The 24,971-nt window shown below is 71.1% G+C and carries 20 protein-coding genes and 1 other RNA gene; 16 read left to right on the top strand and 5 right to left on the bottom strand.

Annotated elements, in window-relative coordinates:
• Positions 1-391 precede the first annotated feature (391 nt).
• The 4 genes from ffs (at position 392) to MKK53_RS19210 (ending at position 4,122) form a co-directional block, all read left to right on the top strand.
• An RNA gene (gene ffs / locus MKK53_RS19225) (signal recognition particle sRNA small type) lies at positions 392-490 on the top strand.
• Between the two features lie 35 nt (positions 491-525).
• A complete protein-coding gene (locus tag MKK53_RS19220; RefSeq protein ID WP_243930326.1) occupies positions 526-2,418 on the top strand; it encodes a DNA polymerase III subunit gamma/tau in 1,893 nt (630 codons plus the stop codon).
• A gap of 87 nt (positions 2,419-2,505) precedes the next feature.
• Positions 2,506-2,829: a YbaB/EbfC family nucleoid-associated protein gene (locus tag MKK53_RS19215; RefSeq protein WP_243930324.1), complete on the top strand. Its 324-nt coding sequence runs from the start codon at positions 2,506-2,508 to the stop codon at positions 2,827-2,829.
• Between the two features lie 21 nt (positions 2,830-2,850).
• Positions 2,851-4,122: a glycosyltransferase family 61 protein gene (locus tag MKK53_RS19210; protein ID WP_243930322.1), complete on the top strand. Its 1,272-nt coding sequence runs from the start codon at positions 2,851-2,853 to the stop codon at positions 4,120-4,122.
• A gap of 94 nt (positions 4,123-4,216) precedes the next feature.
• Here MKK53_RS19210 and MKK53_RS19205 read toward each other — a convergent pair whose 3' ends face one another.
• Complete coding sequence (locus MKK53_RS19205) at positions 4,217-5,836, bottom strand: phosphoenolpyruvate carboxykinase (protein WP_243930320.1); 1,620 nt, start codon at positions 5,834-5,836, stop codon at positions 4,217-4,219.
• 439 nt (positions 5,837-6,275) lie between these two features.
• Here MKK53_RS19205 and recR point away from each other — a divergent pair, with 439 nt between their 5' ends.
• From recR to truA, 4 genes are all read left to right on the top strand, one after another.
• On the top strand, positions 6,276-6,881 hold the full coding sequence (gene recR, locus MKK53_RS19200; RefSeq protein ID WP_243930318.1) for a recombination mediator RecR: 606 nt from the start codon (positions 6,276-6,278) through the stop codon (positions 6,879-6,881).
• Between the two features lie 136 nt (positions 6,882-7,017).
• Entirely contained in the window at positions 7,018-7,533 is a 516-nt protein-coding gene (def, locus tag MKK53_RS19195; RefSeq protein ID WP_243930316.1) for a peptide deformylase, read from the top strand.
• Between the two features lie 7 nt (positions 7,534-7,540).
• A complete protein-coding gene (fmt, locus tag MKK53_RS19190; protein WP_243930314.1) occupies positions 7,541-8,470 on the top strand; it encodes a methionyl-tRNA formyltransferase in 930 nt (309 codons plus the stop codon).
• 84 nt (positions 8,471-8,554) lie between these two features.
• A complete protein-coding gene (gene truA / locus MKK53_RS19185) occupies positions 8,555-9,307 on the top strand; it encodes a tRNA pseudouridine(38-40) synthase TruA (protein WP_243930312.1) in 753 nt (250 codons plus the stop codon).
• Between the two features lie 87 nt (positions 9,308-9,394).
• Here truA and dapE read toward each other — a convergent pair whose 3' ends face one another.
• From dapE to MKK53_RS19170, 3 genes are all read right to left on the bottom strand, one after another.
• Positions 9,395-10,558 carry a succinyl-diaminopimelate desuccinylase gene (dapE, locus tag MKK53_RS19180; protein WP_243930310.1) on the bottom strand — a complete coding sequence of 388 codons (1,164 nt, stop codon included), beginning with the start codon at positions 10,556-10,558 and terminating at the stop codon, positions 9,395-9,397.
• Between the two features lie 74 nt (positions 10,559-10,632).
• Positions 10,633-12,984, bottom strand: coding sequence for a glycogen debranching N-terminal domain-containing protein (locus tag MKK53_RS19175; RefSeq protein ID WP_243930308.1), 2,352 nt, complete (start codon positions 12,982-12,984; stop codon positions 10,633-10,635).
• 156 nt (positions 12,985-13,140) lie between these two features.
• Complete coding sequence (locus MKK53_RS19170; RefSeq protein ID WP_243930306.1) at positions 13,141-14,271, bottom strand: glycosyltransferase family 4 protein; 1,131 nt, start codon at positions 14,269-14,271, stop codon at positions 13,141-13,143.
• 372 nt (positions 14,272-14,643) lie between these two features.
• Here MKK53_RS19170 and rpmI point away from each other — a divergent pair, with 372 nt between their 5' ends.
• From rpmI to chrA, 8 genes are all read left to right on the top strand, one after another.
• Positions 14,644-14,847 carry a 50S ribosomal protein L35 gene (gene rpmI, locus MKK53_RS19165; RefSeq protein ID WP_243924925.1) on the top strand — a complete coding sequence of 68 codons (204 nt, stop codon included), beginning with the start codon at positions 14,644-14,646 and terminating at the stop codon, positions 14,845-14,847.
• A gap of 49 nt (positions 14,848-14,896) precedes the next feature.
• Positions 14,897-15,277, top strand: a complete 381-nt coding sequence (rplT, locus tag MKK53_RS19160) for a 50S ribosomal protein L20 (protein WP_243930305.1) — start codon at positions 14,897-14,899, stop codon at positions 15,275-15,277.
• 167 nt (positions 15,278-15,444) lie between these two features.
• Entirely contained in the window at positions 15,445-16,527 is a 1,083-nt protein-coding gene (gene pheS, locus MKK53_RS19155; RefSeq protein WP_243930304.1) for a phenylalanine--tRNA ligase subunit alpha, read from the top strand.
• Positions 16,528-16,563: 36 nt separating this feature from the next.
• Positions 16,564-16,863, top strand: coding sequence for a hypothetical protein (locus MKK53_RS19150; RefSeq protein ID WP_243930303.1), 300 nt, complete (start codon positions 16,564-16,566; stop codon positions 16,861-16,863).
• On the top strand, positions 16,863-17,342 hold the full coding sequence (locus tag MKK53_RS19145; RefSeq protein ID WP_243930302.1) for a hypothetical protein: 480 nt from the start codon (positions 16,863-16,865) through the stop codon (positions 17,340-17,342). Before MKK53_RS19150 ends, MKK53_RS19145 begins: the two co-directional genes overlap by 1 nt.
• Before the next feature lie 23 nt (positions 17,343-17,365).
• Positions 17,366-19,786, top strand: coding sequence for a phenylalanine--tRNA ligase subunit beta (gene pheT, locus MKK53_RS19140; protein ID WP_243930301.1), 2,421 nt, complete (start codon positions 17,366-17,368; stop codon positions 19,784-19,786).
• 7 nt (positions 19,787-19,793) lie between these two features.
• Positions 19,794-20,666: a DUF1186 domain-containing protein gene (locus MKK53_RS19135; RefSeq protein WP_243930300.1), complete on the top strand. Its 873-nt coding sequence runs from the start codon at positions 19,794-19,796 to the stop codon at positions 20,664-20,666.
• Positions 20,645-22,018 carry a chromate efflux transporter gene (gene chrA / locus MKK53_RS19130; protein ID WP_409564372.1) on the top strand — a complete coding sequence of 458 codons (1,374 nt, stop codon included), beginning with the start codon at positions 20,645-20,647 and terminating at the stop codon, positions 22,016-22,018. Before MKK53_RS19135 ends, chrA begins: the two co-directional genes overlap by 22 nt.
• Positions 22,019-22,254: 236 nt before the next feature.
• Here chrA and MKK53_RS19125 read toward each other — a convergent pair whose 3' ends face one another.
• A complete protein-coding gene (locus MKK53_RS19125) occupies positions 22,255-24,915 on the bottom strand; it encodes a TIGR02302 family protein (protein WP_409564371.1) in 2,661 nt (886 codons plus the stop codon).
• Positions 24,916-24,971 lie beyond the last annotated feature (56 nt).

Below are 24,971 nucleotides of genomic sequence, written 5' to 3'. Positions count from 1 at the left end.
CGTATCCCGAAAGGACGTAGACGACTGGAGAAGGGAGTGGACACACCGGGAGCCGACGTTTCCCGATGCGCCGCCCCGTCATCGCGAGCGCAGCTGAGCGACCCAGGGAAGCGGGCCGCCTCACACCATAGCTCCGCCCTGGATTGCTTCGCTCCCCTCGCAACGACGCAGGCGGCTCGACGGAGGGCGGTGGCGTCCGGGCGCCGCCGTCTCACGATGTCCCCCCGTCATCGCGAGCGCAGCGAAGCGACCCAGGGAAGCGGGACGCCTCACACCCTCGCGCCGCCCTGGATTGCTTCGCTCCGCTTGCAACGACCATAGCGGCTGGGGCGCAGGCGCGAATGGGGCCTCCCGCGCTTGCGTTCGCCGGGCGAGCCGGCCATATAGCCGGCGGGGGGTTGGCGGGGGACGTTTCACTCGCCAACCGGGTCAGGTCCGGAAGGAAGCAGCCCTAACGAGACCGAGCGGGTCTCTGTCCAGCCTCCCACCTCCGATTCAGGGCGCGGCACCCGGACCCGACACGTCATGGACGCTTCGACCGGCACGCCGGACGACGAGCCGGGGCTCCCCGGCTTCGCTGCCCCCGCGTCGCAGCCGGCGCCCTACCGGGTCCTGGCGCGCAAGTACCGCCCCACGCATTTCGGCGACCTGATCGGCCAGGAGGCCATGGTCCGGACGCTGGGCAACGCCTTCACCGCCAAGCGCATCCCCCAGGCCTGGATGCTGACCGGCGTGCGCGGCGTCGGCAAGACGACCACCGCCCGCATCCTCGCCCGGGGCCTGAACTACGCCCTGGCCGGCGCGCCCGATACCGGGCCGACCGTGGACATGCCGGAACTCGGCATCCATTGCGCAGCCATCATGGAATCCCGGCACATGGACGTGCTGGAGATGGACGCCGCCTCCCATACCGGCATCGACGACGTGCGCGCGATCATCGACGGGATCCGCTACGGGCCGGTCTCGGCCCGGTACAAGGTCTACATCGTGGACGAGGTCCACATGCTCTCGGAGAAGGCGTTCAACGCCTTCCTGAAGACCCTGGAGGAGCCGCCGCCCCACGCGAAGTTCGTGTTCGCCACCACGGAGATCCGCAAGGTCCCGGTGACGATCCTGTCGCGCTGCCAGCGGTTCGACCTGCGGCGGGTGGAGGCGCCGTCGCTGCGCGCCCACCTCGCCCGGATCTGCGCCGCCGAGGGCGTGGGCGTCGAGGACGAGGCCCTGGGCGCCCTGGTGCGCGCGGCGGAAGGCTCGGTGCGCGACTCGCTCTCCCTCCTCGATCAGGCCATCGCCCACGGGGCCGGCACCGTCTCGGCGCAGGGCGTGCGCGACATGCTGGGGCTCGCCGACCGCGCCCGGATCGTGGACCTGTTCGAGGCCGTGATGCGCGGGGCGGTGCCCGCCGCCTTCGCCGAGTTGCGGGCGCAGTACGATTCCGGTGCGGACCCCGCCGTGGTGATGGTCGACCTCGCGGCCTTCACCCACCTCGTCACCCGCCTGAAGATCGTCCCCGAGGCCGCCGCCGACCCCACACTCAGCGAGACCGAGCGCGTCCGCGGGGCGGATTATGCGAGCCGGTTGTCGATGCGGGCCCTGTCGCGGGCGTGGCAGATCCTGCTGAAGGCGATCCCCGAGGTGCAGACCGCCCCCCGGCCGCTCGCCGCCGCGGAGATGGCCATCGTCCGCCTCGCCTATGCCGCCGACCTGCCGACCCCCGACGAGGCCCTCCGCCGGCTGCGGGACGAGGGCGCGTCGGGCGGCGGGGCCGAACCGCGGCAGGCGATCACCATGCCGGCGCCGACGAACGACCCGGGCAGCGTCGCGCACGCGCCACGGCCGATCCTGAGCCAAGCCGCCCCCGCCGCCGCCCCGGCGCAGGTGATGGCCGCGCAGGCGCGGGCGCAGGCGGCGCCCGCCCCCCTGCGGCCCGCCCCCCCAGCCCGGAGCCCGGCACCGGCCGCCGCGGCGGGCCCGCGGCTCCAACGGTTCGAGGATGTGGTGGCCCTGGCCGAGTCCCGGCGGGACATCCTGCTCAAGGCGGCCATGGAGCGCGACGTCCACCTCGTGCGGTTCGAGGAAGGGCGGATCGAGGTGCGGCTGGCGGCCGGGGGGCGCCCGAGCCTCGCCACCGACCTGTCGGCCGCGCTCACCGCCTGGACCGGCCGCCGCTGGATCGTCTCCCTCTCGCAGGAGGAGGGAGCGCCGACGCTGGCCGAGGACGTCCGCGCCGCGACCGAGACGCGGCGGGAGAACGCCGCCGCGGACCCCTTCGTCCGCGAGGCGCTGTCGCGGTTTCCGGGCGCGGAGATCGTGGACGTCCGGGAGACGGCGTCGGACGCCCGTGCCACCGCCGAGGAGGAGATCCTCGGGGATGCGGATGCGGCCCGGGCCGAGGACGCGGAAGGCGACGACCTGTAACCGGGCCGGCGCGGATCATTCGAAGGAGCCCGGGGGCGCAGCCCCGCCGGCTTCGAGGCAACCAGACACCGAGATGAGGTTTCCCGCATGCGCGACCTGATGGGCATCATGAAGCAGGCTCAGGCCATGCAGGAGAAGATGGCCGGGATGCAGGCCGAGCTCGACACCGTCGAGGTCGAGGGCGCCTCGGGCGGCGGATCGGTGCGGGTGACGATGACGGCCAAGGGCCAGCTGCGCCGGGTCGGCATCGATCCCACGCTGATGGTGGCGGACGAGCGCGAGATCCTGGAGGACCTGATCGTCGCCGCCTGCAACGACGCCCGGGGCAAGGCCGAGCAGGTGATGCAGGAGCGCATGGCCGAACTCACCAAGGGCCTGCCCCTGCCCCCCGGCATGAAGCTGCCGTTCTAGCGGCCGCCCCGTCGCGACCCCATGGGCGCCTCGGATTCGCCGACCGCTCGTCCGGCCGCGCGGCTGGCCACGGGGCTCGACCCGGACTGCCTCGTCTTCTCCTGTGCGGAGACGGCGGCAGGGGCGCAGGCGAGCTTTCCCGGCGCGGCGGATCTCTACGGGGCCATGCTGTCCCGGGTCTGCCCCCGGACCCGCGCGGTGGCGACCCTGTTCCCGGCCTATTCCTATCGCCGGCCGGCCCCGCGCCGGCTGACCGGCCCCGACGGGCCGGGTCTCCGGGCGCTCGCCGACTGGTTCGGTGAGCTGGACGAGACCTACCGGCGCTTTCCGCCGACCGTCCTGTGCGAGACGACCGACCTGCGCCTCGGCGGCAACGTCCTGCACTACCGCGAAAACGGCGCCGTGCGGGTGCTCTACGAGACGCACCGGCTCAGCGACCTGAAGATGATCGAGGCCATCGGCCTCGACGGCGACCGGGTGGACGAGCACCTCGCCGCGGACGGGCTGTATTTCCTCCTGTGCTCGGTCGGCTCGTTCAACTACGGCCACTGGCTGGTGGACGACCTGCCCCGGCTCGAGGGGTTCTTCGTGCTGCGGCGGCTCCACCCGGGGCGGACGATCACGATCCTCCTGCCCGCCTACGGCGCGCACATGGACGAGGTCCGGCGCCGGATGATCGCCCTCTATCTCGGGGCCGACGAGGGGTGGCGGGCCGTGTTCTACGACCGCGAACGGGTCTACGCGGTCCCCCGCCTGTACTTCGCCACCCCCTGCAGCCAGCAGCCCTACGGCAAGTCGCCCGAGGCGGTCGCCGCCGTGCGGACCCGCCTGCTGCGCCAGACGCGTGTCGCCCGGGCGGAGTCCGCCCTGCGCCGCATCACCTCGCCGGGGAGCGGCCGTCGCCTGTTCGTGGACCGTTCGGGGGCCAGGGGCCGCACCCTCGTCAACCGCAGCGACGTCGTGTCGGCGGTGGAGAGGCGCGGCTTCGAGGTGATCGACCCCGAGCGGTACAGCCCGCGCCAGCAGATCGTGAAGTTCGCGAGGGCGCGGGTCGTGGTCGGCCTCGCCGGCGCGGCGATGGTGAACACGATCTTCTGCCCGCCCCAGGCGCGGATCCTGTACATCGCGCCCGACCGCGGCTGGACCGACCCGTTCTTCTGGGACCTCGCCGCGGTGTGCGGACACCCCTACGCGGCGGTCCACGGCCGGTGGAGCGACCGGGAGGACACGATCGCCCGCCGGGATTTCTCGCTGTCCGTGCCGGATCTGGAAGCGGCGTTGGACGCCCTCTAGATCGCCGCCGCTGTAACCAGGACCGGGTCCCCGCGCGGCGCGGTGTGCGCCCCCTCCCCGTGTGGGGAGGGGGCGGGGTGGGCGTGGCGCGTCGTCAGGCGGCGATGGCCTGGGCGCTCGGGCCGGCGGCGCGGACATCGGCGTCGACATGGGCGTCGAAGCGCTTGAAGTTGTCCTCGAACATCTTCACGAGCCGGGCCGCCGTCTCCACGAAGGCGCTCTTGTTCGCCCAGGTCTTCACCGGCTGCAGGATGTGCGGCTCGACCCCCGGCACGAAGACCGGCACCGCGAAGCCGAAATACGGATCGCGCCGGAACTCGGCCGAGGAGAGGGAGCCGTCCAGCGCCGCCGCCAGCAGGCGGCGGGTGACGCGGATCGGCATGCGACGGCCGGTGCCGACGCCGCCGCCGGTCCAGCCGGTGTTGACGAGCCAGCAATCGACGCTGTGCTTGGCGATGAGGTCGCGCAGCAGGTTGCCGTAGGTGCTCGGGTGCCGCGGCATGAACGGGGCGCCGAAGCAGGTGGAGAAGGTCGCCTCCGGCCCGGTCAGCCCGCGCTCGGTGCCCGCCACCTTCGCGGTGTAGCCGGAGAGGAAGTGATACATCGCCTCGGCGCCGGTGAGCTTGGCGATCGGCGGCATCACGCCGAAGGCGTCGCAGGTGAGCATCACGATGTTCTTCGGATGCCCGGCCCGGCCGGTGCTGCTGGCGTTGGCGATGAAGTCGAGCGGGTAGGCGCAGCGGGTGTTCTCGGTGCGCGAGGCGTCGTCGAAGTCCGGCACGCGGGACAGCGGGTCGATGACGACGTTCTCCATCACCGTGCCGAAGCGCTCGGTGGTGGCGTAGATCTCGGGCTCGGCGTTCCGCGAGAGGCGGATGGTCTTGGCGTAGCAGCCGCCCTCGAAGTTGAAGATACCCTCGTTCGACCAGCCGTGCTCGTCGTCACCCAGCAGCTGGCGCGACGAGTCGTTCGACAGGGTGGTCTTGCCGGTGCCGGAGAGGCCAAAGAAGATCGCCGAGCCGCCCTCGGCGTCCAGTGCCGCGTTGGCCGAGCAATGCATCGGCATCACGCCCTGGCCGGGCAGGATGTAGTTCAGATAGGTGAAGACCGACTTCTTCATCTCGCCCGCGTAGGCGGAGCCGCCGATGAGCACGAGCTTCTTCGAGAAGTCGATGGCGATGACGGTCTTGGAGCGGCAGCCGTGCCGGGCCGGGTCGGCCTGGAAGCTCGGCAGGTCGATGATGGTCAGGTCCGGGACGTAGCCGGCGATCTCCGATCGGTCCGGCCGGATCAGCAGGTTGCGGATGAACAGGGAGTGCCACGCGAACTCGGTGAAGACGCGGGCCTTCACCCGGTGGGCCGGATCGGCGCCGCCGTAGAGGTCCTGGGCGAACAGCTCCTTGCCCTCGGCGTGCTTCAGGAAATCCTGCCGCAGGGTGTCGAACTGCTCGGCCGTGATCGCGCCGTTGTTGTCCCACCAGACCTCGTTTTCGGTGGCGGCATCGCGCACCACGAACTTGTCCTTGGGGGAGCGGCCGGTATGGCTGCCGGTGGTGGCCACCAGGGCGCCGCCGCGGGCCAGCTCGCCCTCCTTGCGGGTCAGCGCCTCCTCGTAGAGCCGGGGGGCCTCGAAGTTCCAGTGGACGGCCTTGAGCTCGCGGAAACCCGCCGCTTCGGCGCCATGGGCCGCGTTGTGATCACCGATATTGTTCAACTGCGAATCTCCCGGGCACCTGCGCGCGGCGTGACCTCGAAGGCGAACGGCAAAGCCATTCCGATTGGCCGGAGAGACTGTGCGCGATCCCGCAGGATCCATCCGCGCCAACCCGCCACCGACCGGCCCCCGCTGCGACGACGGCGAGGCATCGCCGTCGATATGACCCCGGTGGGGCAATCGCAACGCAGCCTCAGCCTCGAATACACACACCACACCGCAGCTTCATAAAATCAAGCACAGCAATCCGCCAGTAACCTGAACACGGTCGCACTTGCCAAGACCATTACAAAATGCGCCAACTCTCACGATTGACGCGGGATATAGTCCCATGCGCGTCCCCGCACGGCACCGGCTTCCCCTCGGGCCGGGAGCGTTCTAGACCAACGGCCGAAGCCGCCCGAGCCCCAGCGGAGCCGCCCCGAACCGACGAGACCCGATGCCCCAAGCCGTCGCCGGCCCGGAGATCGAGCGCCTGATCCAGCTCCTCGGGCGCATGCCGGGCCTCGGCCCGCGCTCCGCCCGCCGGGCCGCGCTCCAGCTCATCAAGAAGCGCGACACCCTCCTGGCGCCGCTCGCCGAGGCCATGCGGATCGCCTGCGAGCGCATCGTCGTGTGCGCCCAGTGCGGGAATGTCGACACCTCGGATCCCTGCACCGTCTGCCGCGACCCCGGACGCGATCCGACGACGCTGGTGGTGGTGGAGGACGTGTCCGACCTCTGGGCGCTGGAGCGCTCCGGGGCGGTGAAGGCGCGCTACCACGTCCTCGGCGGGGTGCTCTCCGCCCTCGACGGGGTGCGGCCGGAGCACCTCAACATCGCCCGGCTGGTCGAGCGGGCGGCGGACCCGGTGGTGAGCGAGGTGATCCTGGCGCTGAACGCCACCGTCGACGGGCAAACCACCGCCCATTACGTGACGGAGGCGATCCGCCACCTCGACCGCAAGATCACGCGCCTCGCCCACGGGGTGCCGGTGGGCGGTGAGCTCGACTACCTCGACGAGGGCACCCTCTCCGCCGCCATCCGCAGCCGCACGGCGTTCTAGGGGCGCACCGCGGCCATCGCGGCCATCGCGGGCGATAAGGGCGCCGCGCCGCGATCCGGAATTTGACCACTTCCGGGCATCGCCATATTGCCAGGACTGAATAAGGCGCCCGTCAGCGCCCCTCCCGGTAGACGCCATGACCATCCGCCCGCTCGTGATCCTGCCCGACCCTCAGCTGAAGCTCGTCTCCGAGCCGGTCGGGCCCGTCACAGCCGAGATCCGCACCCTCGTCGCCGACATGTTCGAGACGATGTACGACGCGCCGGGCGTCGGCCTCGCGGCGATCCAGATCGGCGTGGCCAAGCGCATCGTCACCATCGACACCTCCAAGGACGACAACGCCCGGGAGCCCCGGGTCTTCATCGATCCGGAGATCGTCTGGGCCTCCGAGGAGATGCGCGTCTACGACGAGGGCTGCCTGTCGATCCCGGAATACTACGCCGAGGTCGAGCGGCCCGACCGGGTGCGGGTGAAGTTCCGCGACCTCGATGGCGCCGCGCGGGAGATCGAGGCCGACGGCCTGCTCGCCACCTGCATCCAGCACGAGATCGACCATCTGAACGGCGTGCTGTTCATCGACCACCTGTCGAAGCTGAAGCGTGACCGGGTGACGAAGAAGTTCGCCAAGGCGGCCAAGCGCGACGCGGCCTGACCCGGCCATGCGCGTCGTCTTCATGGGCACCCCGGACTTCGCGGTGCCGACCCTGGCGCGGCTGGCGGCGGACGGTCACACGATCGCCGCCGTCTACACCCGCGCCCCCGCCCGCGCCGGCCGCGGGATGAGCCTGCGGCCCTCCCCGGTCCACGCGCTGGCCGACAGCCTCGGCGTGCCGGTCCTGACCCCCTCGACCCTGCGCACGCCCGACGCCGCCGAGACCTTCGCCGGGCACGGCGCCGACGTGGCGGTGGTGGTGGCCTACGGGATGCTGCTGCCGCAGGCGATCCTCGACCTGCCCCGCCACGGGTGCCTGAATCTCCACGGCTCGCTGCTGCCGCGCTGGCGCGGCGCGGCGCCGATCCAGCGCGCGGTGATGGCGGGCGATGCGGAGAGCGGCGTCGGGGTGATGCGGATGGAGGCCGGGCTCGACACCGGCCCCGTCGCCCGGGAGGCTCGCGTGCCGATCACGCCGGGCATGACGGCGAGCGAATTGCACGACGCGCTGATGCCTTTGGGCGCCGGGCTGATGGCCGAGGCGCTGGCGGCGCTGGACGGCGGTGCGCTCACCTTCACCCCACAGCCGGCCGAGGGCGTCGTCTACGCCCACAAGATCACCAACGAGGAGGCGCGGATCGACTGGTCGGGGGACGCCGCCGCCGTCGCCGCGCACATCAACGGGCTCTCCCCGTTCCCGGGCGCCTTCCTTGAGGCCGACCTCGGCAAGGGGGCGGAGCGGGTGAAGGTCCTGCGCGCCCTCCCTGCCGGGGGCGCGGGCGAGCCCGGCACCCTCCTCGACGGGGACGGCACCATCGCCTGCGGCACGGGCGCCGTGCGGCTCACCGAACTGCGGCGGGCCGGCAAGGGCGGCAGCGCATCGGGGGCGGAGTTCGTCCGCGGGGCCCGTCTCGCCCCGGGGGCGAGGCTCGGATGAGGATCGCCACGGCCACCCCCTCCCCCGTCTGCCGGGGAGGGTCCCCCGGCGAGAGGGGGGAAAGAGCGACCGTCCGGTCCTGAGATGCCCCGCTACAAGCTCGTCATCGAATACGACGGCGGCCCGTTCAGCGGCTGGCAGCGTCAGGCCGACGCGCAGACCGTGCAGGGCGCCATCGAGGCGGCCGTCACGCGCTTCTGCGGCGAGGGCGCCCGCCTTACCTGCGCCGGGCGTACGGATGCGGGGGTCCACGCCACCCATCAGGTGGCGCATCTCGACCTCGCCAAGGCATGGCGGACCGACACCGTGCGCGACGCCCTCAACGCCCACCTGCGCCCGCTTCCGGTGGCGATCCTCTCGGCCGCCCTGGTGCCCGAGAGCTTCGACGCCCGCCATTCGGCGATCCGGCGGCATTACCGCTACCACATCCTCAACCGGCGCAGCCCGGCGGCGCTGACCCGCGCCCATGTCTGGCAGGTGCCCTGGCCCCTCGATCCCGAGCCGATGCACGAGGCCGCGCAGCGGCTGCTCGGCCTGCACGACTTCACCGCCTTCCGTGCCGCCGAATGCCAGGCGAAGAGCCCGATGCGGACCCTCGAACGGCTCGACGTGACCCATCAATGGATGGGGCTGCACGGGGAGATCGTGATCGAGACCTGCGCCCGCTCGTTCCTGCACCATCAGGTGCGGGCGATGGTCGGCACGCTGATGCTGGCCGGTTGCCGCCGGCTCACGGCGGACGACGTGGCCGACATCCTCAGGACGGGCGACAAGACCCGCTGCGGCCCGCTGGCGCCGGCCGCGGGCTTGACGTTCGTCGGGGTGGATTACGAGTAGGAATCCGCCACGCTTGGGAACCCTCCGCGGCCCCGGATCGCTTCGCTGCGCCCGCGCCGACGCGGCGGGTGGCGACGACGGCGCGTCCTACGGGAAATAGGCGTCCAGCACCCGGCCGTAGATCGCCGTGAGCCGGGCGATGTCGGCCACCGCGACGCACTCATCGACCTGATGCATCGTCTCGCCCACGAGGCCGAATTCGATCACCGGGCAGACATCCTTGATGAAGCGCGCGTCCGAGGTGCCGCCGGTGGTGGACAGCACCGGCGTCAGGCCGGTCTCGGCATGGATCGCCTCCGAGACGAGGCCGACGAAGGCGTCCGGCTCGGTGAGGAAGGCCGGCGAGTTCGAGGGCTGGAGGTCGAGGAGGTAGCGCACCGCGTTGCCGGCGGCCTTCTCCAGCCGCTGGCGGATCTCGGCGCCGAGGCTGTCGGCCGTCCAATCGTCGTTGAAGCGGATGTTGAATGTCGCCCGCGCGGTGGCGGGAATCACGTTCGTGGCGGTGTTGCCGACGTCGATCGTCGTGAATTCGAGGTTCGAGGCATCGAAATGCGCGGTGCCGCCGTCCAGCGGCTCGGCGATGAGCGCCGTGGTCAGGCGCAGCAGGCCGGGGATCGGGTTCTCGGCCTTGTGCGGGTAGGCGACGTGCCCCTGCCGGCCGAGCACCGTCAGCTTGCCGGTGAGCGAACCCCGCCGGCCGATCTTGATCATGTCGCCGAGGCGGGCCGGGTTGGTGGGCTCCCCGAGCAGGCAATGGTCGAACCGCTCGCCCCGCGCCCGCGCCCATTCGAGGAGCTTGACGGTGCCGTTCACCGCCGGCCCCTCCTCGTCCCCGGTGACGAGGAAGGCGATGGAGCCGGGAAAGTCCGGCCCCCGCCGCGCGACGAAGGCCAAGGCCGCGGCCATCATGCAGGCGACGCCGCCCTTCATGTCGGCCGCGCCCCGGCCGTAGAGCATCCCGCCATCGACGGTGGCTCCGAACGGGTCGTGCCGCCACGCGGCGGCATCGCCCACCGGCACCACGTCCGTATGGCCGGCGAAGGCGAGGCAGGGTCCCGCGCGCCCGATCCGCGCGAACAGGTTCGGCGTGTCGGGCTGTCCGGCCTCCGAGAAGACCGGCCGCGCGACGGTGAAACCCGCAGCCTCCAGCGCCTGCGCCACGACACCGAGCGCGCCGGCATCCTCCGGGGTGACGGAGGGGCAGCGGATCAGGGCCTGGGCGAGGTCGAGGGCGGTGGGGGGTGGGGTCATCGCGGGGGCTTCAGGTGGCTCGGGCAAGTGCCCTCCCCCCGCAGAGGGGGGAGGGAGAGGTCGGGTCGCGCCCCCTACTTCGTCACCACCACCTGCGCGTCGCCGTGGCGGCGCAGGACGCTCACCGTCACGTCGCCGTCGTAGCATTGGAAGCGCAGGTCGAGGCGCGAATCCCGAAGCTTGACGTTGTAGAGCGTCACGCCGTCGAGGAAGTCCGGCAGGATCGGGTTCTTCAGGAGCACCCGGTTGCGGTCGTGGTCGAGCTCCAGGCCGAGGCAGGCCGCCAGGAAGGCGAAGGGCGCCGCCGCCGCCCAGGCCTGCGGGCTGCACGCCACAGGGTAGGAGACCGGCCCCCGCTGCGGCCGCCGCATGAAGCCGCAGAACAGCTCCGGCAGGCGCTTCTGGTCCTGGTAGAGGGAGGTGTCGAACATCCCCTGGAAGATCCGCGCCGCCTCGGCCTTGCGGTCGTAGCGGGCCAGCCCCATCGCGATCAGCGCGTTGTCGTGCGGCCAGATCGAGCCGTTGTGGTACGACATCGGGTTGTAGCGCGCCTCGCCCTTGGCGATGGTGCGCACGCCCCAGCCGTTGAACCCGTCGTTGCTCAGCAGGGTCTGCGCCACCCGCTCCGCCCGCTCGGGCTTGGCGATGCCGGTGAACAGGGCATGGCCGGCGTTGGACGAGCGCACGGCGCACTGCTTCTTGGCGCCGTCGAGGGCGAGGGCGTAGGTGCCGATCTCCTCGTTCCAGAAGGCGGCATCGAACTTCTCGCGCAGATCCTGCGCCTCGCCGGACAGGCGCTCTGCCAGGGCGTCGTGGCCGAGGAGGGCGGCCAGGCGCCCCATGCCGTTCTTGGCGGCGTAGACGTAGCCCTGCACCTCGCACAGGGCGATGGGCCCCTTGGCCAGATGCCCGTCGGTGTGGAAGATCGAATCGTGGCTGTCCTTCCAGCCCTGGTTCTCCAGGCCCTTCTCGGTGTCGCGGGCATATTCCACGAACCCGTCGCCGTCCCGGTCGCCGTACTGGTCCATCCAGGCGAGCGCCAGTTCGAGGGCGGGCCAGATGTCCTTGATCGTCTGAAGGTCGCCGGAGACGAGGTAGTATTCCCAGGCCAGCATCACGAACAGCGGCGTGCCGTCGATGGTGCCGTAATAGTGGCGGAACGGCACCTCGCCGAGCATCGCCATCTCGCCGCGCCGGGTCTCGTGCAGGACCTTGCCGGGTTGGGCGTCGGCGGCGGGATCGACTGCCTTCGCCTGGGTGGCGGCGAGGTAGCGCAGGACGCCCCGGCCGAACTTCGGGTCGATCCACAGGGCCATCATCGCGGTGATGATGCCGTCGCGGCCGAATACGGTGGAGTACCAGGGAATGCCGGCGAAGGGGTAGATGCCCTCCGGCGTGCGGCTCGCCAGCATGTAGAGGTCGGCGGTGGCGCGGCAGAGCCCCTCGTTGAACTGGTCGTTCGAGGAGATGATCGTGGTGATGCCGGCGGTGAGCGTGCGCAGGTCGCGCCGGGAATCGCGGTAGGCCCGGGCGAAGATCATGCCCTCGCCGAGACCCTTCGCGTGGCGGGGGGAGCCGCCGCCGTTCGCCACCAGCGTGAGCCGCGCGGCGGCATCCTCGCCGATCATGGTTTCGGACGGGGGCTTGGTGAAGGCGCGGTGCGATTCGAACACCACGCGGATGAACACCGAGGTCTGCGCCCCCGGCGAGAGCGAGATCTCGAACTCGGCCCGGCCAGGCTCCAGCACCGTGGGCTTCGGCCCGAAATGCAGGCTGGTGGTGCGCACCACGTCGTCCAGCCCGACATAGCGGAACTGCACCTCGGCGGGGCCGGCCACCAGCACGCCGCGCTTGCCGCGCTCCTTCCGGTCGGTGCCGCGCACCTCGAACAGGTCGCGGTAATCGGCATCGAAGGCCACCGAGATGCGCAGGCGGCGGTGCTTGGTGTCGTAGGAACGCAGGCCGATCCGGTCGTAGCAGGCGCCGCGGAACAGGAACTTGGTGCGCTCGATCGCCACCGTCTCCCGGGGGAGCGAGGTCTCGTCATGGGCGTCGAGGCGGATGTCGGGGGTCGTCATGTCGACGCTGAGCGCGCCGTTGTCGTCCTGCATCACGGAGGACAGCATGAGGGGGCGCTGGTCCTCGACCTTCACCTCCAGGCGCGAGAGGTAGCGCGTGTCCTGGAAGTACAGCCCCTCCGGCCCCGGCTGCACGCCGATGTCGCCGTAGGAATCGAGGACGCCGAAGGCCTCGCCGAACTTGAGGGAGCGCAGCGGGCGCTCGACCAGGGAGGTCTGCGCCTCGATGTGGTAGGTCGGCAGAACCTCGTCCGCATCCAGGAAGCCCCGCCCGAGGGGGGAGGCCGTTTGGCCGGACCCGGCGGCTCCGGCCGCGTCGTCCGTCGCGAGGTCAGTCTTTGCCGCCATGCAGGCATCTCCGGGTGCGTGTCGTGACGAATCGAGAGGGCCGCCGCATCGGCCTCGATGCGGCGGCCCTGTCTCAAGCAGTCGGATGAGTCGCTTTCGCGACGCTAGGCCGGGCGGCCGGTCCCTCGCAAGCCCGATGCCGCCCGAAAAACCGGCTCAGGCCGGGAAGGCGGCGGCCGGCATCGCCGGGCGCGAGGAGCCGTTGATGTCCGACGGAACCGGCTTGAAGGTCGCCTTCGGCAGCCGGATCACGTCGGCCGAACGGGACAGCAGCTCCTCGTAGGCCGCCACGTACTTCTGCACCATCCGCTCGGCGGTGAAGCCGCCCTCGAAGTGGCGCCGCACGCCGGCGCGGCTCATGGCCTTCACCTTGGCGACCGCGGCGACGGCATCGTCCATGTCGTCGCAGAGCACGCCGCTGACGCCGTCGGCGATCACCTCGGGCACGGAGCCGTTGCGGAACGCGATCACCGGCGTGCCGGCGGACATCGCCTCGATCATCACGAGGCCGAAGGGCTCCGGCCAGTCGATCGGGAAGGCGAGCGCCAGGGCGTTGCCCAGGAAGTCCTTCTTCTGCTCCTCGTTGATCTCACCGATGAACTCCACCAGCGGGTGGTGGATCATGGGCTCGATCACCTCGTTCCAGTAATCCTGGTCTGCCTTGTCGACCTTGGCGGCGATCTTGATGGGCGTGCCCGAACGGATCGCCATCTCGATGGCGCGGTCGGGGCGCTTCTCGGGGGAGATGCGCCCGAGGAAGGCGAGGTAGCCGCCCTTCGCCTCGGGATAGTACGGGCAGTTCTGGGCCGGCAGGCCGTGATGGATCGTCGACAGCCAGTTGACGTTCGGCGGCATCGGCAGGCGCTGGTTGTCGGAGATCGACACCAGGGGCATGCCCGTGAAGGTGCGGTAGACCGGCATGAAGTCCGGCACGTCGAGGCGGCCGTGCATCGTGGTGATGCACTTGTGGTTCATGTCCTCGAACATCGGGTACTGTAGCAGGTCGATGTGGAAGTGCAGGACATCGAACTCGTGCGCCCGGCGGTGGACCTGATGCAGCATCGCCAGGTGGCTCGCGGTATGGTCGCGGTAGCCGAGCAGGCGCAGGCCTTCCGGGGTGCAGGCGGCGAGCTTGGCCGAGGTCTCCGAGTCACCGCTCGCGAACAGCGTTACGTCGTGGCCCTGGCGGACCAGCTCCTCCGTGATCCAGCTCACGACGCGCTCGGTGCCGCCGTAGAACTTCGGGGGGACCGCCTCCGAGAGCGGAGCAATCTGAGCAATGCGCACGAAGTGTCTCCTTGCGTGACCGACTTTGCGGCGTCTCTACCGACGTCGGCCTGAGCGGGACATGAATGAAACGGAAAGCCAAGGTTATGGTTCCTCGGCCCTGGTCCGTCACGGCCCTGTGACCCATGCGGGCGCCCCGTCCCCGCTTTCCCCGGCATCCCCCCGTGACCGCGAGTGCGCTTGCAATCCGCGCGATGTCACGAAGCCGTTGCCGGATCGGGCGGTTTCTGCCATAAGCCACCCCGCGTTGAACCGCCCGGCCGATCAAGGGCTGCCGTGGCGGTTCATGCTGCTCCTTCAGAAGCATCATCGCGCAAACACACCCCGGTCCTCGCGGGCCGGCTTTGCGTTCCGCGCACCACGGAGAGCCAAATGCCCAAGCTGAAGACCAAATCGGGCGCGAAGAAGCGCTTCAAAATCACCGGCACCGGCAAGGTGATGTACGCCCAGGCCGGCAAGCGCCATGGGATGATCAAGCGGACGACGAAGCAGATCCGCAACCTGCGCGGCACGACCACCATGTTCGAGGGTGATGCCGCCAACGTGAAGAAGTACTTCCTGCCGAACGCACGGTAGGCCTTCACGCACGCCGATTCTGTTTCAGTCATAATCCAGGAGATCACCGATGGCCCGCGTCAAACGCGGCGTGACCAGTCACGCGAAGCACAAGAAAGTCCTGAAGGCCGCCAAGGGCTATTACGGCCGGCGCAAGAATACCATCCGGATCGCCAAGCAGGCGGTCGAGAAGGGCATGCAGTATGCCTATCGCGACCGGAAGAATAAGAAGCGCACGTTCCGCGCCCTGTGGATCCAGCGCCTCAACGCGGCGGTCCGCGAGCACGGCCTGACCTACTCGCGCTTCATCAACGCCCTGGCGAAGTCCGGGATCGTGGTGGACCGCAAGGCCCTGTCCGAGCTCGCCATCCACGAGCCAGCCGCCTTCGCCGCCGTGGTGGAGAAGGTCAAGGCCGCCATCCCGGCCGAGCCGGAGAAGAAGGCCGCCTGAGGGCGCCTTCCCCGATGAGCTGACGGAAGGCGCGGTGCCCCAGGGGCGCCGCGCCTTCGTCGTGTCAGGCCGTGCGCTGAATTTGCGTGCGCACGGGTTGCGCGATCGCAAAGGGCGCGCAAAAGCACATCCGTCGGCGGCGTGGCCCGCGCGATCCGAATGAAGCGATGACCGATCTCGACAGCCTCGAACGCGATCTCCTGGCCCAGGTGTCCGCGGCCCCCGACGAGGGCGCCCTCGACGCCGTGCGCGTGGCCGCGCTGGGCAAGAAAGGCAGCGTCTCGGACCTGCTGAAGACCCTCGGCGCCATGACGCCGGACGAGCGCAAGGCCCGCGGCCCCCTCATCAACGGCCTGCGCGACCGGGTCTCGGCGGCGCTCACGGCCCGCAAGACCGACCTCGGCGAGGCGGCCCTGGAGGCGCGCCTCGCCTCCGAGCGGGTGGACGTCACCCTGCCGACCCGCGAGGCGCCGGAGGCCCGCGGGCGCATCCACCCGATCAGCCAAGTGATCGACGAGGTCACCGCGATCTTCGCCGACATGGGCTTCGCGGTGGCCGAAGGGCCGGACATCGAGACGGACGAGCTGAACTTCACCGCCCTCAACTTCCCGCCCGGCCACCCGGCGCGGGAGATGCACGACACGTTCTTCCTGGCGCCCGACGCGAACGGCAAGCGCAAGGTGCTGCGCACCCACACCTCCCCGGTCCAGATCCGCACCATGCGGAGCCAGCAGCCGCCGATCCGGGTGATCATCCCCGGGCGCACCTACCGGCACGATTCGGACCAGACCCACACGCCGATGTTCCATCAGGTCGAGGGGCTGGTGATCGACACGGCGGCCAACATCGCCACGCTCAAGTGGGTGCTGGAGGAGTTCTGCCGCGCGTTCTTCGAGGTCGATGCGGTGAAGATGCGCTTCCGCCCGTCGTTCTTCCCCTTCACAGAACCGTCGGCAGAGGTGGACATCCAGTGCTCGCGCAAGGGCGGCGAGATCCGCTTCGGCGAGGGCACCGACTGGCTGGAGATCCTCGGCTGCGGGATGGTTCACCCCAACGTGCTGCGCAATTGCGGGCTGGACCCGGACGTGGTGCAGGGCTTCGCCTTCGGCGTCGGCCTCGATCGCATCGCCATGCTCAAATACGGGATGCCGGACCTGCGGCCGTTCTTCGAGGCGGATGTCCGCTGGCTGGACCATTACGGCTTCCGGCCCCTCGACGTGCCGAGTCTGGTGGGCGGGCTGACGGGGTGATTTACTGAGCCAGCTATCCAGCTCAGGAGACGGGAGATGTTGAAGCAGACCGACGTGCGGGATGTGGCCCGCGATATCTTCTCAAGGGCCCTGGGACCGGATCGTTTCGACCACCTCGATGTCGAGCTTGGGCGGGATCATTACGGCGATCCGTCGTTCTTTGTGGCCCTCTATCTCAAGCCGGGGGTCGACCCGCGCGATGTCGCTGATACATCAAGGGCGCATGCGGAACTGAGACAACGGCTGCTCGATCTCGATGAGGATCGGTTTCCCTATGTGCGCAAGCACTTCCCAGGGGACGAGATCCTCGGGGACGACGAGGCGGAGACGCCGTAATGGCGGGTTTGAAGAACCCGCTGGTTCCAGATCTGCTCGAAGTCGCCGAACTTCTCGTCGCGCAAAAAGGCAGGCTGAACTTGCGCAAAGCGGCCATGCGTCGGGCCGTGAGCAGCGCCTACTATGCGGTGTTCCACGAACTCTGCTACGTCTGCGCCGACGAGCTCAAAATATGGACGAAACCGACCGAACTGCTAGAGCCCGTCTACCGCCTTCTCGACCATGGAGCGGCCCGGAATCGCCTGACCGGCAAGGACGCAGCCACCATCTCGCCCGCCATCTTGCAGATCGGCACGCTCTTCAAAGACCTGCAGGAGGCGCGACACGAATCCGACTACAGGACTCCGGCCATGCCCGTCAGCCGCGATTGGGCGCTCAGCCTTATTGCTGACGCGCGACGGATCGTCGACATGATCGAGGGCCTTCCCGCCCAAGATCGCCTCAAACTCGCGATCCTCCTCATCGCGAAGACACGCTAACCCATCCTCCACGCTCGGCTTCCATGAAATTCACCCTCTCCTGGCTCAAGGATCACCTCGAGACCGAGGCGTCCCTCGACACCGTCGCCGAAGCGCTCACCCGCATCGGCCTGGAGGTCGAGGGAATCGAGGACAAGGCGGCGACGCTGAGGCCTTACGTCATCGCCCATGTCCTCACCGCCGAGCAGCACCCGAACGCCGACCGGCTGCGGGTCTGCTCCGTCGATGTCGGCGAGGGCGCGCCCGTGCAGGTGGTCTGCGGCGCGCCGAACGCCCGGGCGGGGATGCGCACGGTGTTCGCGCCGCCGGGCACCTACGTGCCGGGCAAGAACATCACCCTGTCGGTGGGCACCATCCGCGGCGTCGAGAGCCGGGGCATGCTCTGCTCGGCGGCCGAACTCGGCCTCGGCGAGGACCATGACGGCATCATCGACCTGACGACCGAGGCACCCGCCGGCACGCCCTACGCCGCCTTCGCCGGGCTGGACGACCCGGTCATCGAGATCAACCTCACCCCGAACCGGCCGGACTGCACCTCGATCCACGGCATCGCCCGGGACCTCGCGGCGGCGGGCGTGGGCGTCCTGAAGCGCGAGACCGCGACGCAGATCCAGGGCGAAGGCCCCTGCCCCGTGCCGGTCGTCCGCGACTTCGCGGCGGAGGAGGCCGGGCTGTGCCCGATGTTCGCCCTGCGCCTCGTGCGCGGGGTGAAGAACGGCCCGTCGCCGGCCTGGATGCAGGCGCGCCTGCGGGCCATCGGCCTCCGGCCGATCAACGCCCTGGTGGACATCACCAACTACGTCACCTTCGACCGGGGCCGTCCGCTCCACGTCTTCGACGCGGCCAAGGTGAAGGGCGCGCTCACCCTCCGCCGGGCGCGGGCGGGGGAGACCCTGCTGGCCCTCGACGGGAAGACGCACGCGCTCACCGACGATACGGTGGTGATCGCCGACGAGGCCGGCGTCGAGTCGATCGCCGGCATCATGGGCGGCGAGGCGTCGGGCTGCGACGAAGGCACGACCGACGTGCTGATCGAGTCGGCCCTGTGGGACCCGGCCAACATCGCCCAGAGCGGGCGGCGGCTCGGGATCGTCACCGATGCCCGCTACCGGTTCGAGCGGGGCGTGGATCCGCTCTCCACCCTGCCGGGCCTCGATCTCGCCACGCGCCTCGTCCTCGACCTCTGCGGCGGGACCGCCACCGAGGCGAGCGTGACGGGCGAGCCCCCCGCGACGGAGCGGACCATCGATTTCCCCTGGACCGAGGTGCGCCGCCTCGCGGGGCTCGACCTGCCCACGCCCGAGATGAAGGGGACGCTGGAGGCGCTGGGCTTCCGCGTTTCCGGCACGGGCGACCGGGTGACGGTGCTGCCCCCCTCCTGGCGCCCGGACATCGAGGGCAAGGCCGACCTCGTGGAGGAGGTGATCCGCATCGCCGGCCTCGACCGGATCGAGGCGAAGCCCCTCCCCCGCCCGGCGGGCGTCGGCCGCCCCCTGCTCACGCCGATGCAGAAGCGCACCCGCACCGCCAAGCGGGCCCTGGCCAGCCGTGGCCTGATGGAGGCGGTGACGTGGTCGTTCATCCCCCATGACGACGCCGTGCGGTTCGGCGGCGGCGGGGAGGACCTGCGGCTCGCCAACCCCATCGCCTCGGACCTGTCGGACATGCGCCCGAGCCTCGTGCCGGGCCTGCTGCGGGCGGCCCAGCGCAACGCCGACCGGGGCTACCCCGATGCCGCCCTGTTCGAGGTGGGGCAGTGCTTCGCCACCGACGAGCCCGAGGGCCAGACCACCCGCGCGGCCGGCGTGCGGCGCGGCACCGCCGCCCTCCTCGGCGCGGGCCGCCACTGGGACGGCGCGGCGCGCGGCGTCGATGCCTTCGACGCCAAGGCCGACGCCATGGCTCTGCTCGCGAGCCTCGGCATCCCCACCGGCGGCCTGCAGGTGGCGGCCGGCGGCCCGGCTTGGTTGCACCCCGGCCGGTCCGGCACCCTGCGGTTCGGGCCCAAGACAGAGATCGGCTGGTTCGGGGAAGTCCACCCGCGGACGATGCAGGCCCTCGACCTCAAGGGAAACCTCGTCGCCTTCGAACTGGTGCTCGACGCCCTGCCCCTTCCCAAGCCCAGGCCGACGAAGGCGAAGCCGGCCCTGGCCCTGTCCGAGTTCCAGCCGCTCACCCGCGACTTCGCCTTCGTCGTCGGCCGGGACGTGCCGGCGGGCGATGTCGTGAAGGCGGCCCAGAACGCCGAGCGCAAGCTGATCGCCGGGGTCGATGTGTTCGACCTCTACGAGGGGCCGGGCGTGGCCGAGGGCGCGAAGTCCATCGCCGTCGCCGTGCGCCTCCAGCCCACGGACAAGACCCTCACCGATGCGGAGATCGAGGCCGTCAGCGCGAAGATCGTCGCGGAGGTGTCCCGCCGCACCGGCGCGACCCTGAGAGGCTGACGCCGGCATGACCACCCTGGCACTGCTCATCGAGGACTTGGCCGGGGCGGTCCACCTGCCGGCCGCCGCCCTGCGCAAGGCGTGCGAGCATCCGGATGCCATCGCCGGGGCGGCGCTACCGCTGCTGGAGAAGGCCGCGACGGGGGCCGAGCTGGACGAGCGGGAGGCGAACCTCCTGTTCTGGGGCGTGCACGTCATGGCGCAGGCCCGGGACACCCGCGCCCTTACCCCGCTCCTCGCCCTCCTCCGGCAGGATCTCGAGGTGGTGGAGGCGGTGCTGGGCGATGCGGTCTCGGGCACCCTCGCGCGGGTGCTGGCGAGCCTGTTCGACGGGGAGACCGAGCCGCTCTTCCGCCTGATCCTCGACAGCAGCCTGGACGATGCGATCCGGCAGGCTGTCCTCGACGCCTGCACCTTCCTGTGCATCGACGGGCGGATCGAGCGGGAGCGGCTGCACCGGCTGCTCGTGCGGTTCGACGATGCCAAGGCCGCCGTGGAGGGCGACATCGGCTGGGGCGCCTGGGAGGAGTCCATCGCCTATCTCGGCCTGCGCGACCTCGCCCCCCGGGTCGAGGCCGCCCGGAAGGATGGCCGCATCGACCCGGCCTCGAGCGACCCGGACTGGTTCCGGGAGGCCCTGCGCGAGGCCGAGCGGCACCCGGAGGATCGGGAGCGGCTGCCCCCGGAGCAGTACGGCTATCTCGATGACGCCGTCGCCGCCCTCGACTGGACCCGGGAGGGCTTCGGCGAGCCCCAGCGCAACCCGTACAAGGATGTGGGCCGCAACGACCCCTGCCCCTGCGGCTCCGGCAAGAAGTTCAAGAAGTGCTGCCTCGGCAAGGTCGAGGCGGAGGCGTCGTGGATGCCGCCGACCTCATGACCGTCCCCCCGCCCCACCACGGCGTGAGCCTCCGCGAGGCGACGGTGGTGTGGGCGCGGATCGCCGCCCTGTCGTTCGGCGGCCCGGCCGGGCAGATCGCCGTGATGCACCGGATCGTCGTGGAGGAACGGCGCTGGGTCGATGAGGGCCGCTTCCTCCACGCCCTCAACGTCTGCATGCTGCTCCCCGGCCCGGAGGCGCAGCAGCTCGCCACCTATCTCGGCTGGCTGATGCACCGGACGGCCGGCGGGGTGATCGCCGGGGTGCTGTTCGTCCTGCCCGGCGCCGTCTCGATCATGGCGCTGTCCATCGTCTACGCCCTATACGGCCAGGTCCCCGCCATCGGCGCCCTGTTCTTCGGGCTGAAGGCCGCCGTGCTGGCGATCGTGCTGCAGGCCGTGCTGCGGGTGGGTCGCCGGGCCCTGCGGACGCGGGCGCAATGGGCCCTGGCCGCCGCTTCGTTCCTCGGCATCTTCCTGTTCGCCCTGCCCTTCCCCGCCATCGTGCTGGCCGCGGGGCTGATCGGCTTCGCCGCGGCGCAGGCCGGTTCGGCCGCCTTCGCCGGGACGGGGCCACCGGCCGGGGGCGGCAGCCTGCTCGGCGATGCGCTCCCCGCCCATACGAGGGACCGGCGCGGCGCCTTCCGCACCGCCGCCCTCTGCCTCACCCTCTGGCTCGTGCCGGTGGGGGCGATCCTTCTGGCGCGCGGGTCGGGCGACGTGTTTGCGCGGATCGCGACGTTCTTCTCCACCATGGCGGTGGTGACGTTCGGCGGGGCCTATGCCGCCCTGGCCTACGTGGCCCAGCAGGCGGTGGAGAACTTCCACTGGCTCCAGCCGCGGGAGATGCTCGACGGGCTCGGCCTCGCGGAGACGACGCCGGGGCCGCTCATCATGGTGATGCAGTTCGTCGCCTTCCTGGGGGCCTACCGCAACTCCGGCGAGTTGGCGCCGCTGACGGCGGGCATCCTCGGCGGCCTGCTCGCCACCTGGGTCACCTTCGTGCCCTGCTTCCTGTTCGTCTTCCTGGCCGCACCCTTTGCGGAGGCCCTGCGCGGCAACGCCCGGGTCGTCGGCGCGCTCAACGCGGTGACGGCAGCGGTGGTCGGGGTGATCCTCAACCTCGCCGTCTGGTTCTCCCTGCACACGATCTTCCGGGAGGTGCAGCCCGTGCGGGGCCTCGGCTTCGCCCTCGACGTGCCGGTCATGGGCAGCCTCGACCCCGCGGCCCTCGCACTCTCGCTCGTCGCCGTCGTGGCCACCCTGCGGTTCGGCCTGGGCTTGGCCACGGTGCTGGGCGGCTGCGCGGCGGCGGGGCTGATGCTCTACCTCGCCGGCTACGCCACGGGCTGACCGAGGCGGGACCCGGCACCGGCCTCCTCGCGCGCAGAGCGGCAACCCAGGGACACGCCACTTCCGAGAACAGCCCGCCGCCCTGGGCTGCTTCGCTGCGCTCGCAGTGACGGGAGTGCATACAAACGCCACCGCCGTCCTTGCGAGCGAAGCGAAGCAATCCAGGGACGCGCCACTTCCGGGAACGGCCCACCGCCCCGGGACGCCGCACTGCGCCCGCGATCACCGCCCGCGCGTCAGTTCCGGCGCAGCAACCGCTCGAAGTAGTCGAGCTCCTCCTGGGGGCGGCTCGGGTCGCCGAGTTTGCGGCGCAACTCCTCCATGATCCGGCGGGCGCGCTGGACGGCCGACTCGTCGGCGGTGGGCACGCGGACCCGGCCGTCGCTCATCTCCCGGCCCCGGGTCGGGCGGCCGAGCGGGTCGTCGTCGCGGGCACCGGCCTGACCCTCTTGGCCGGGCTGCTGGCCCTCGCCCTGTTGGCCCTCGCCCGGGCCCTGGGCCATCTCCTGCATCTGCTGGGACATGCCCTCGGCGCCGCGCTGGAGCCCGTCGAGGGCGCGGCCCTGGGCATCGACGGCGTCGCCCTCGTTGCCCTGCTTGAGGGCCTCCTCCGCCTCGCGCATGGCGTCCTCGGCGTCCGCAAGGCCCTGCTCGCCGCGCATGCCGTTCTCCTTCATGCGCTGCTCGAGGTCCTGAAGCCGCTCGCGCAGGGCCTGCTGGCGATCGCCGGGGCTGCCGTTCTGATTCTTGCCCTGCCGCTGGCCCTGCTGGCCCTGCTGCCCTTGCTGGCCGGGGGAGTTCGGCTGCCCCTGCTGCTGCGGCTGGCCACCGCGCTGGCCCTGCTGTTGCGACTCGCCCCGGTTCGAGGGACGCTGGCCCTTGCGCGGCTCGCTCCCCTCCTTGAACGTCTCGTCCCGCAGCTCCTGCTGGTCCCGGGACATCTGGTCCAGATCACGCATCTGGCGCTGCATCTGCTTGGCCGCCTCGTTGCCGCGGGAGCCCTTCTGCGCCGTCTGGAGGTTTTCGAGGATGTTGCGCAGCTGCTCCATCAGGCGCTGCGCCTCGGCGGTGTCGCCGCGCTGCATCGCCTCGGTCATCTGCTGAATCATCTTGTTGAGGTCGTCGGGCGTGACGGTCTTCGAGTTCTGATTGTCGCCGCGCTGCTGTTGGCTCTGCTCGCCGGGCTCGCGACCCTGCTTCTGGGCCATCTCGTTCAGGAACTTGTCGAGGGCCTGCTTGAGGTCCTGCGTGAGGCGCTTGACCTCCTCGTCCGGCGCGTTCCGGTCGATGGCCTCCTTCAGGCGGTCCTGCGCCTGGCGGAGCTGCTTCTCGGCATCCGACAGGTCGCCGTCCTCGATCTTGAGGGCCATCTCCCACAGGAGGTCGGCGACCTCGGTGAGGTCGGCATCGGTCCTCGCCCGGCGCAGGCGGCCCGCGGCGGTCCGCAGGCCGAGGTAGATCGCCGGCTGGGGCGTGAAGAGGTCCGGGGCGATGAGCAGGGCGTCGAGCCCGGTCTGGACCCGCGGTCGACCAGCATCGGGTTCGGTGACGAGGCGTCGCCGCTCCTCGGCGAGGGACCGGGCGAGGGGATCGCGGAACGGACGGCCCGGAAGCGTCATCTCCGAGACGGGCGTGGCGCCCTCCTGCCCCGCCTCGTCCTTCACGGCGATGTGGAAGCGCACCCTGGCCCCGGCCCAGGGGTTGTCGGTGAGGTCCACGAGGGACTTCGTGTCCGCCTGGCCGCTCGAATCGGCTGGCAGGGCGAGGGCGATGTGCGGCGGCGGCACCAGGGAGCGCCCCGGCGTCAGGGGCTCCACCAGTCCCTCGGCGGAAGCGATGCCGTAATCGTCCTTGGCCCGGTAGGTGAGGGTGAAGGTCCCGCGGCCGTTCACCTCCGGTCCGCCGACCAGCGTCACCTCGGGGGCGTGGTCGGGGATCGCCTCGACGGTGAGGCGCTGCGTGCCCGCGGGGGTACTGAGCGTCAGTTCGGCGGCGCCCGTGACGCGGAACCGCTCCTCGCGCAGGTCCGGCCTCGGGGCCTGGCCCGGGATGGGGGCGAGGCCGCGGCCCGGCATCAGCGCGGTCTGCACGCCCTCGCCCGCCCCCGCGATGCGGACGATGAGCTGCGAGTTGACCGGCGCGCGCAGGTGCTGGTCACCCGCGCCGATGGAGATCAACAGCGGCGGCATCCGCGTGTAGAGCGGCGGATCGATCCAGGCGTCGATGCGGAAGTTCGGGCCCGGCGCGGGCGGCGTGCTCCAGTCGAAGGCGGCGCCGAGGCGCTGGCGCCATTCCGGCCCGGCCACGAACAGGGTGGCGACCGCGGCCACGATGAGCCCGGCGCGGAGGGCGAAGGGATCCCGGCGGACCATGCCCGGCCTGGGAGGGCCGACCCGCAGCGCCGCCACGGCCCGGGCGGCCCGGGCCCGGTGCAGCGCCCACAGGGCGCGGGTGCCCGGATCGGCCGCGCCGACCGCCAGCACGTCCTCGGCGGCCGAGGCGGGGCCGTGGGCGAAGATCGGGTCGCGGCCCGCAGCCTCCCGGTCGAGCCGCGCCAGGGCGGCCCGTCGGCCGGGGCGCGGCAGGCGCGCGAGGGGGATCAGCGTGGCGACGAGGGCGGCGGCGAAGAGGGCGAGCCCCACCTTCCGCCAGACCGGCGACAGGTCGAGCCACAGCCCGGCCCAGGACAGGGCGAGGAAGGCGAGGACGATGGCGAGGCTGCGCCAGAGGATCGGCCACGCCGCCTCCCACAGGACGACGGCCTTCGCCCGGGCGACGAGACGGTCGAGCCGCGCGGCGTCGCCGGACCTCTCCTGCCCGCCGCCCGTCTCGTCACCGCGTTGGCTGCTGTTCACGCTGCCCAATCCGCCGCCCCGCCCAGGCACCCGAGCGCCCATTCCGCAAGGCTAGCATGGTGGGCCGGACCCGACGCCGGGTCAAATCAACGCGACAA

The sequence above is a fragment of the Methylobacterium sp. J-076 genome (assembly GCF_022829405.1).
Classification (GTDB): domain Bacteria; phylum Pseudomonadota; class Alphaproteobacteria; order Rhizobiales; family Beijerinckiaceae; genus Methylobacterium.
The sequence above is the reverse complement of the archived record's forward strand: the minus strand, read 5'-3'. Positions and strand labels throughout refer to the sequence as shown.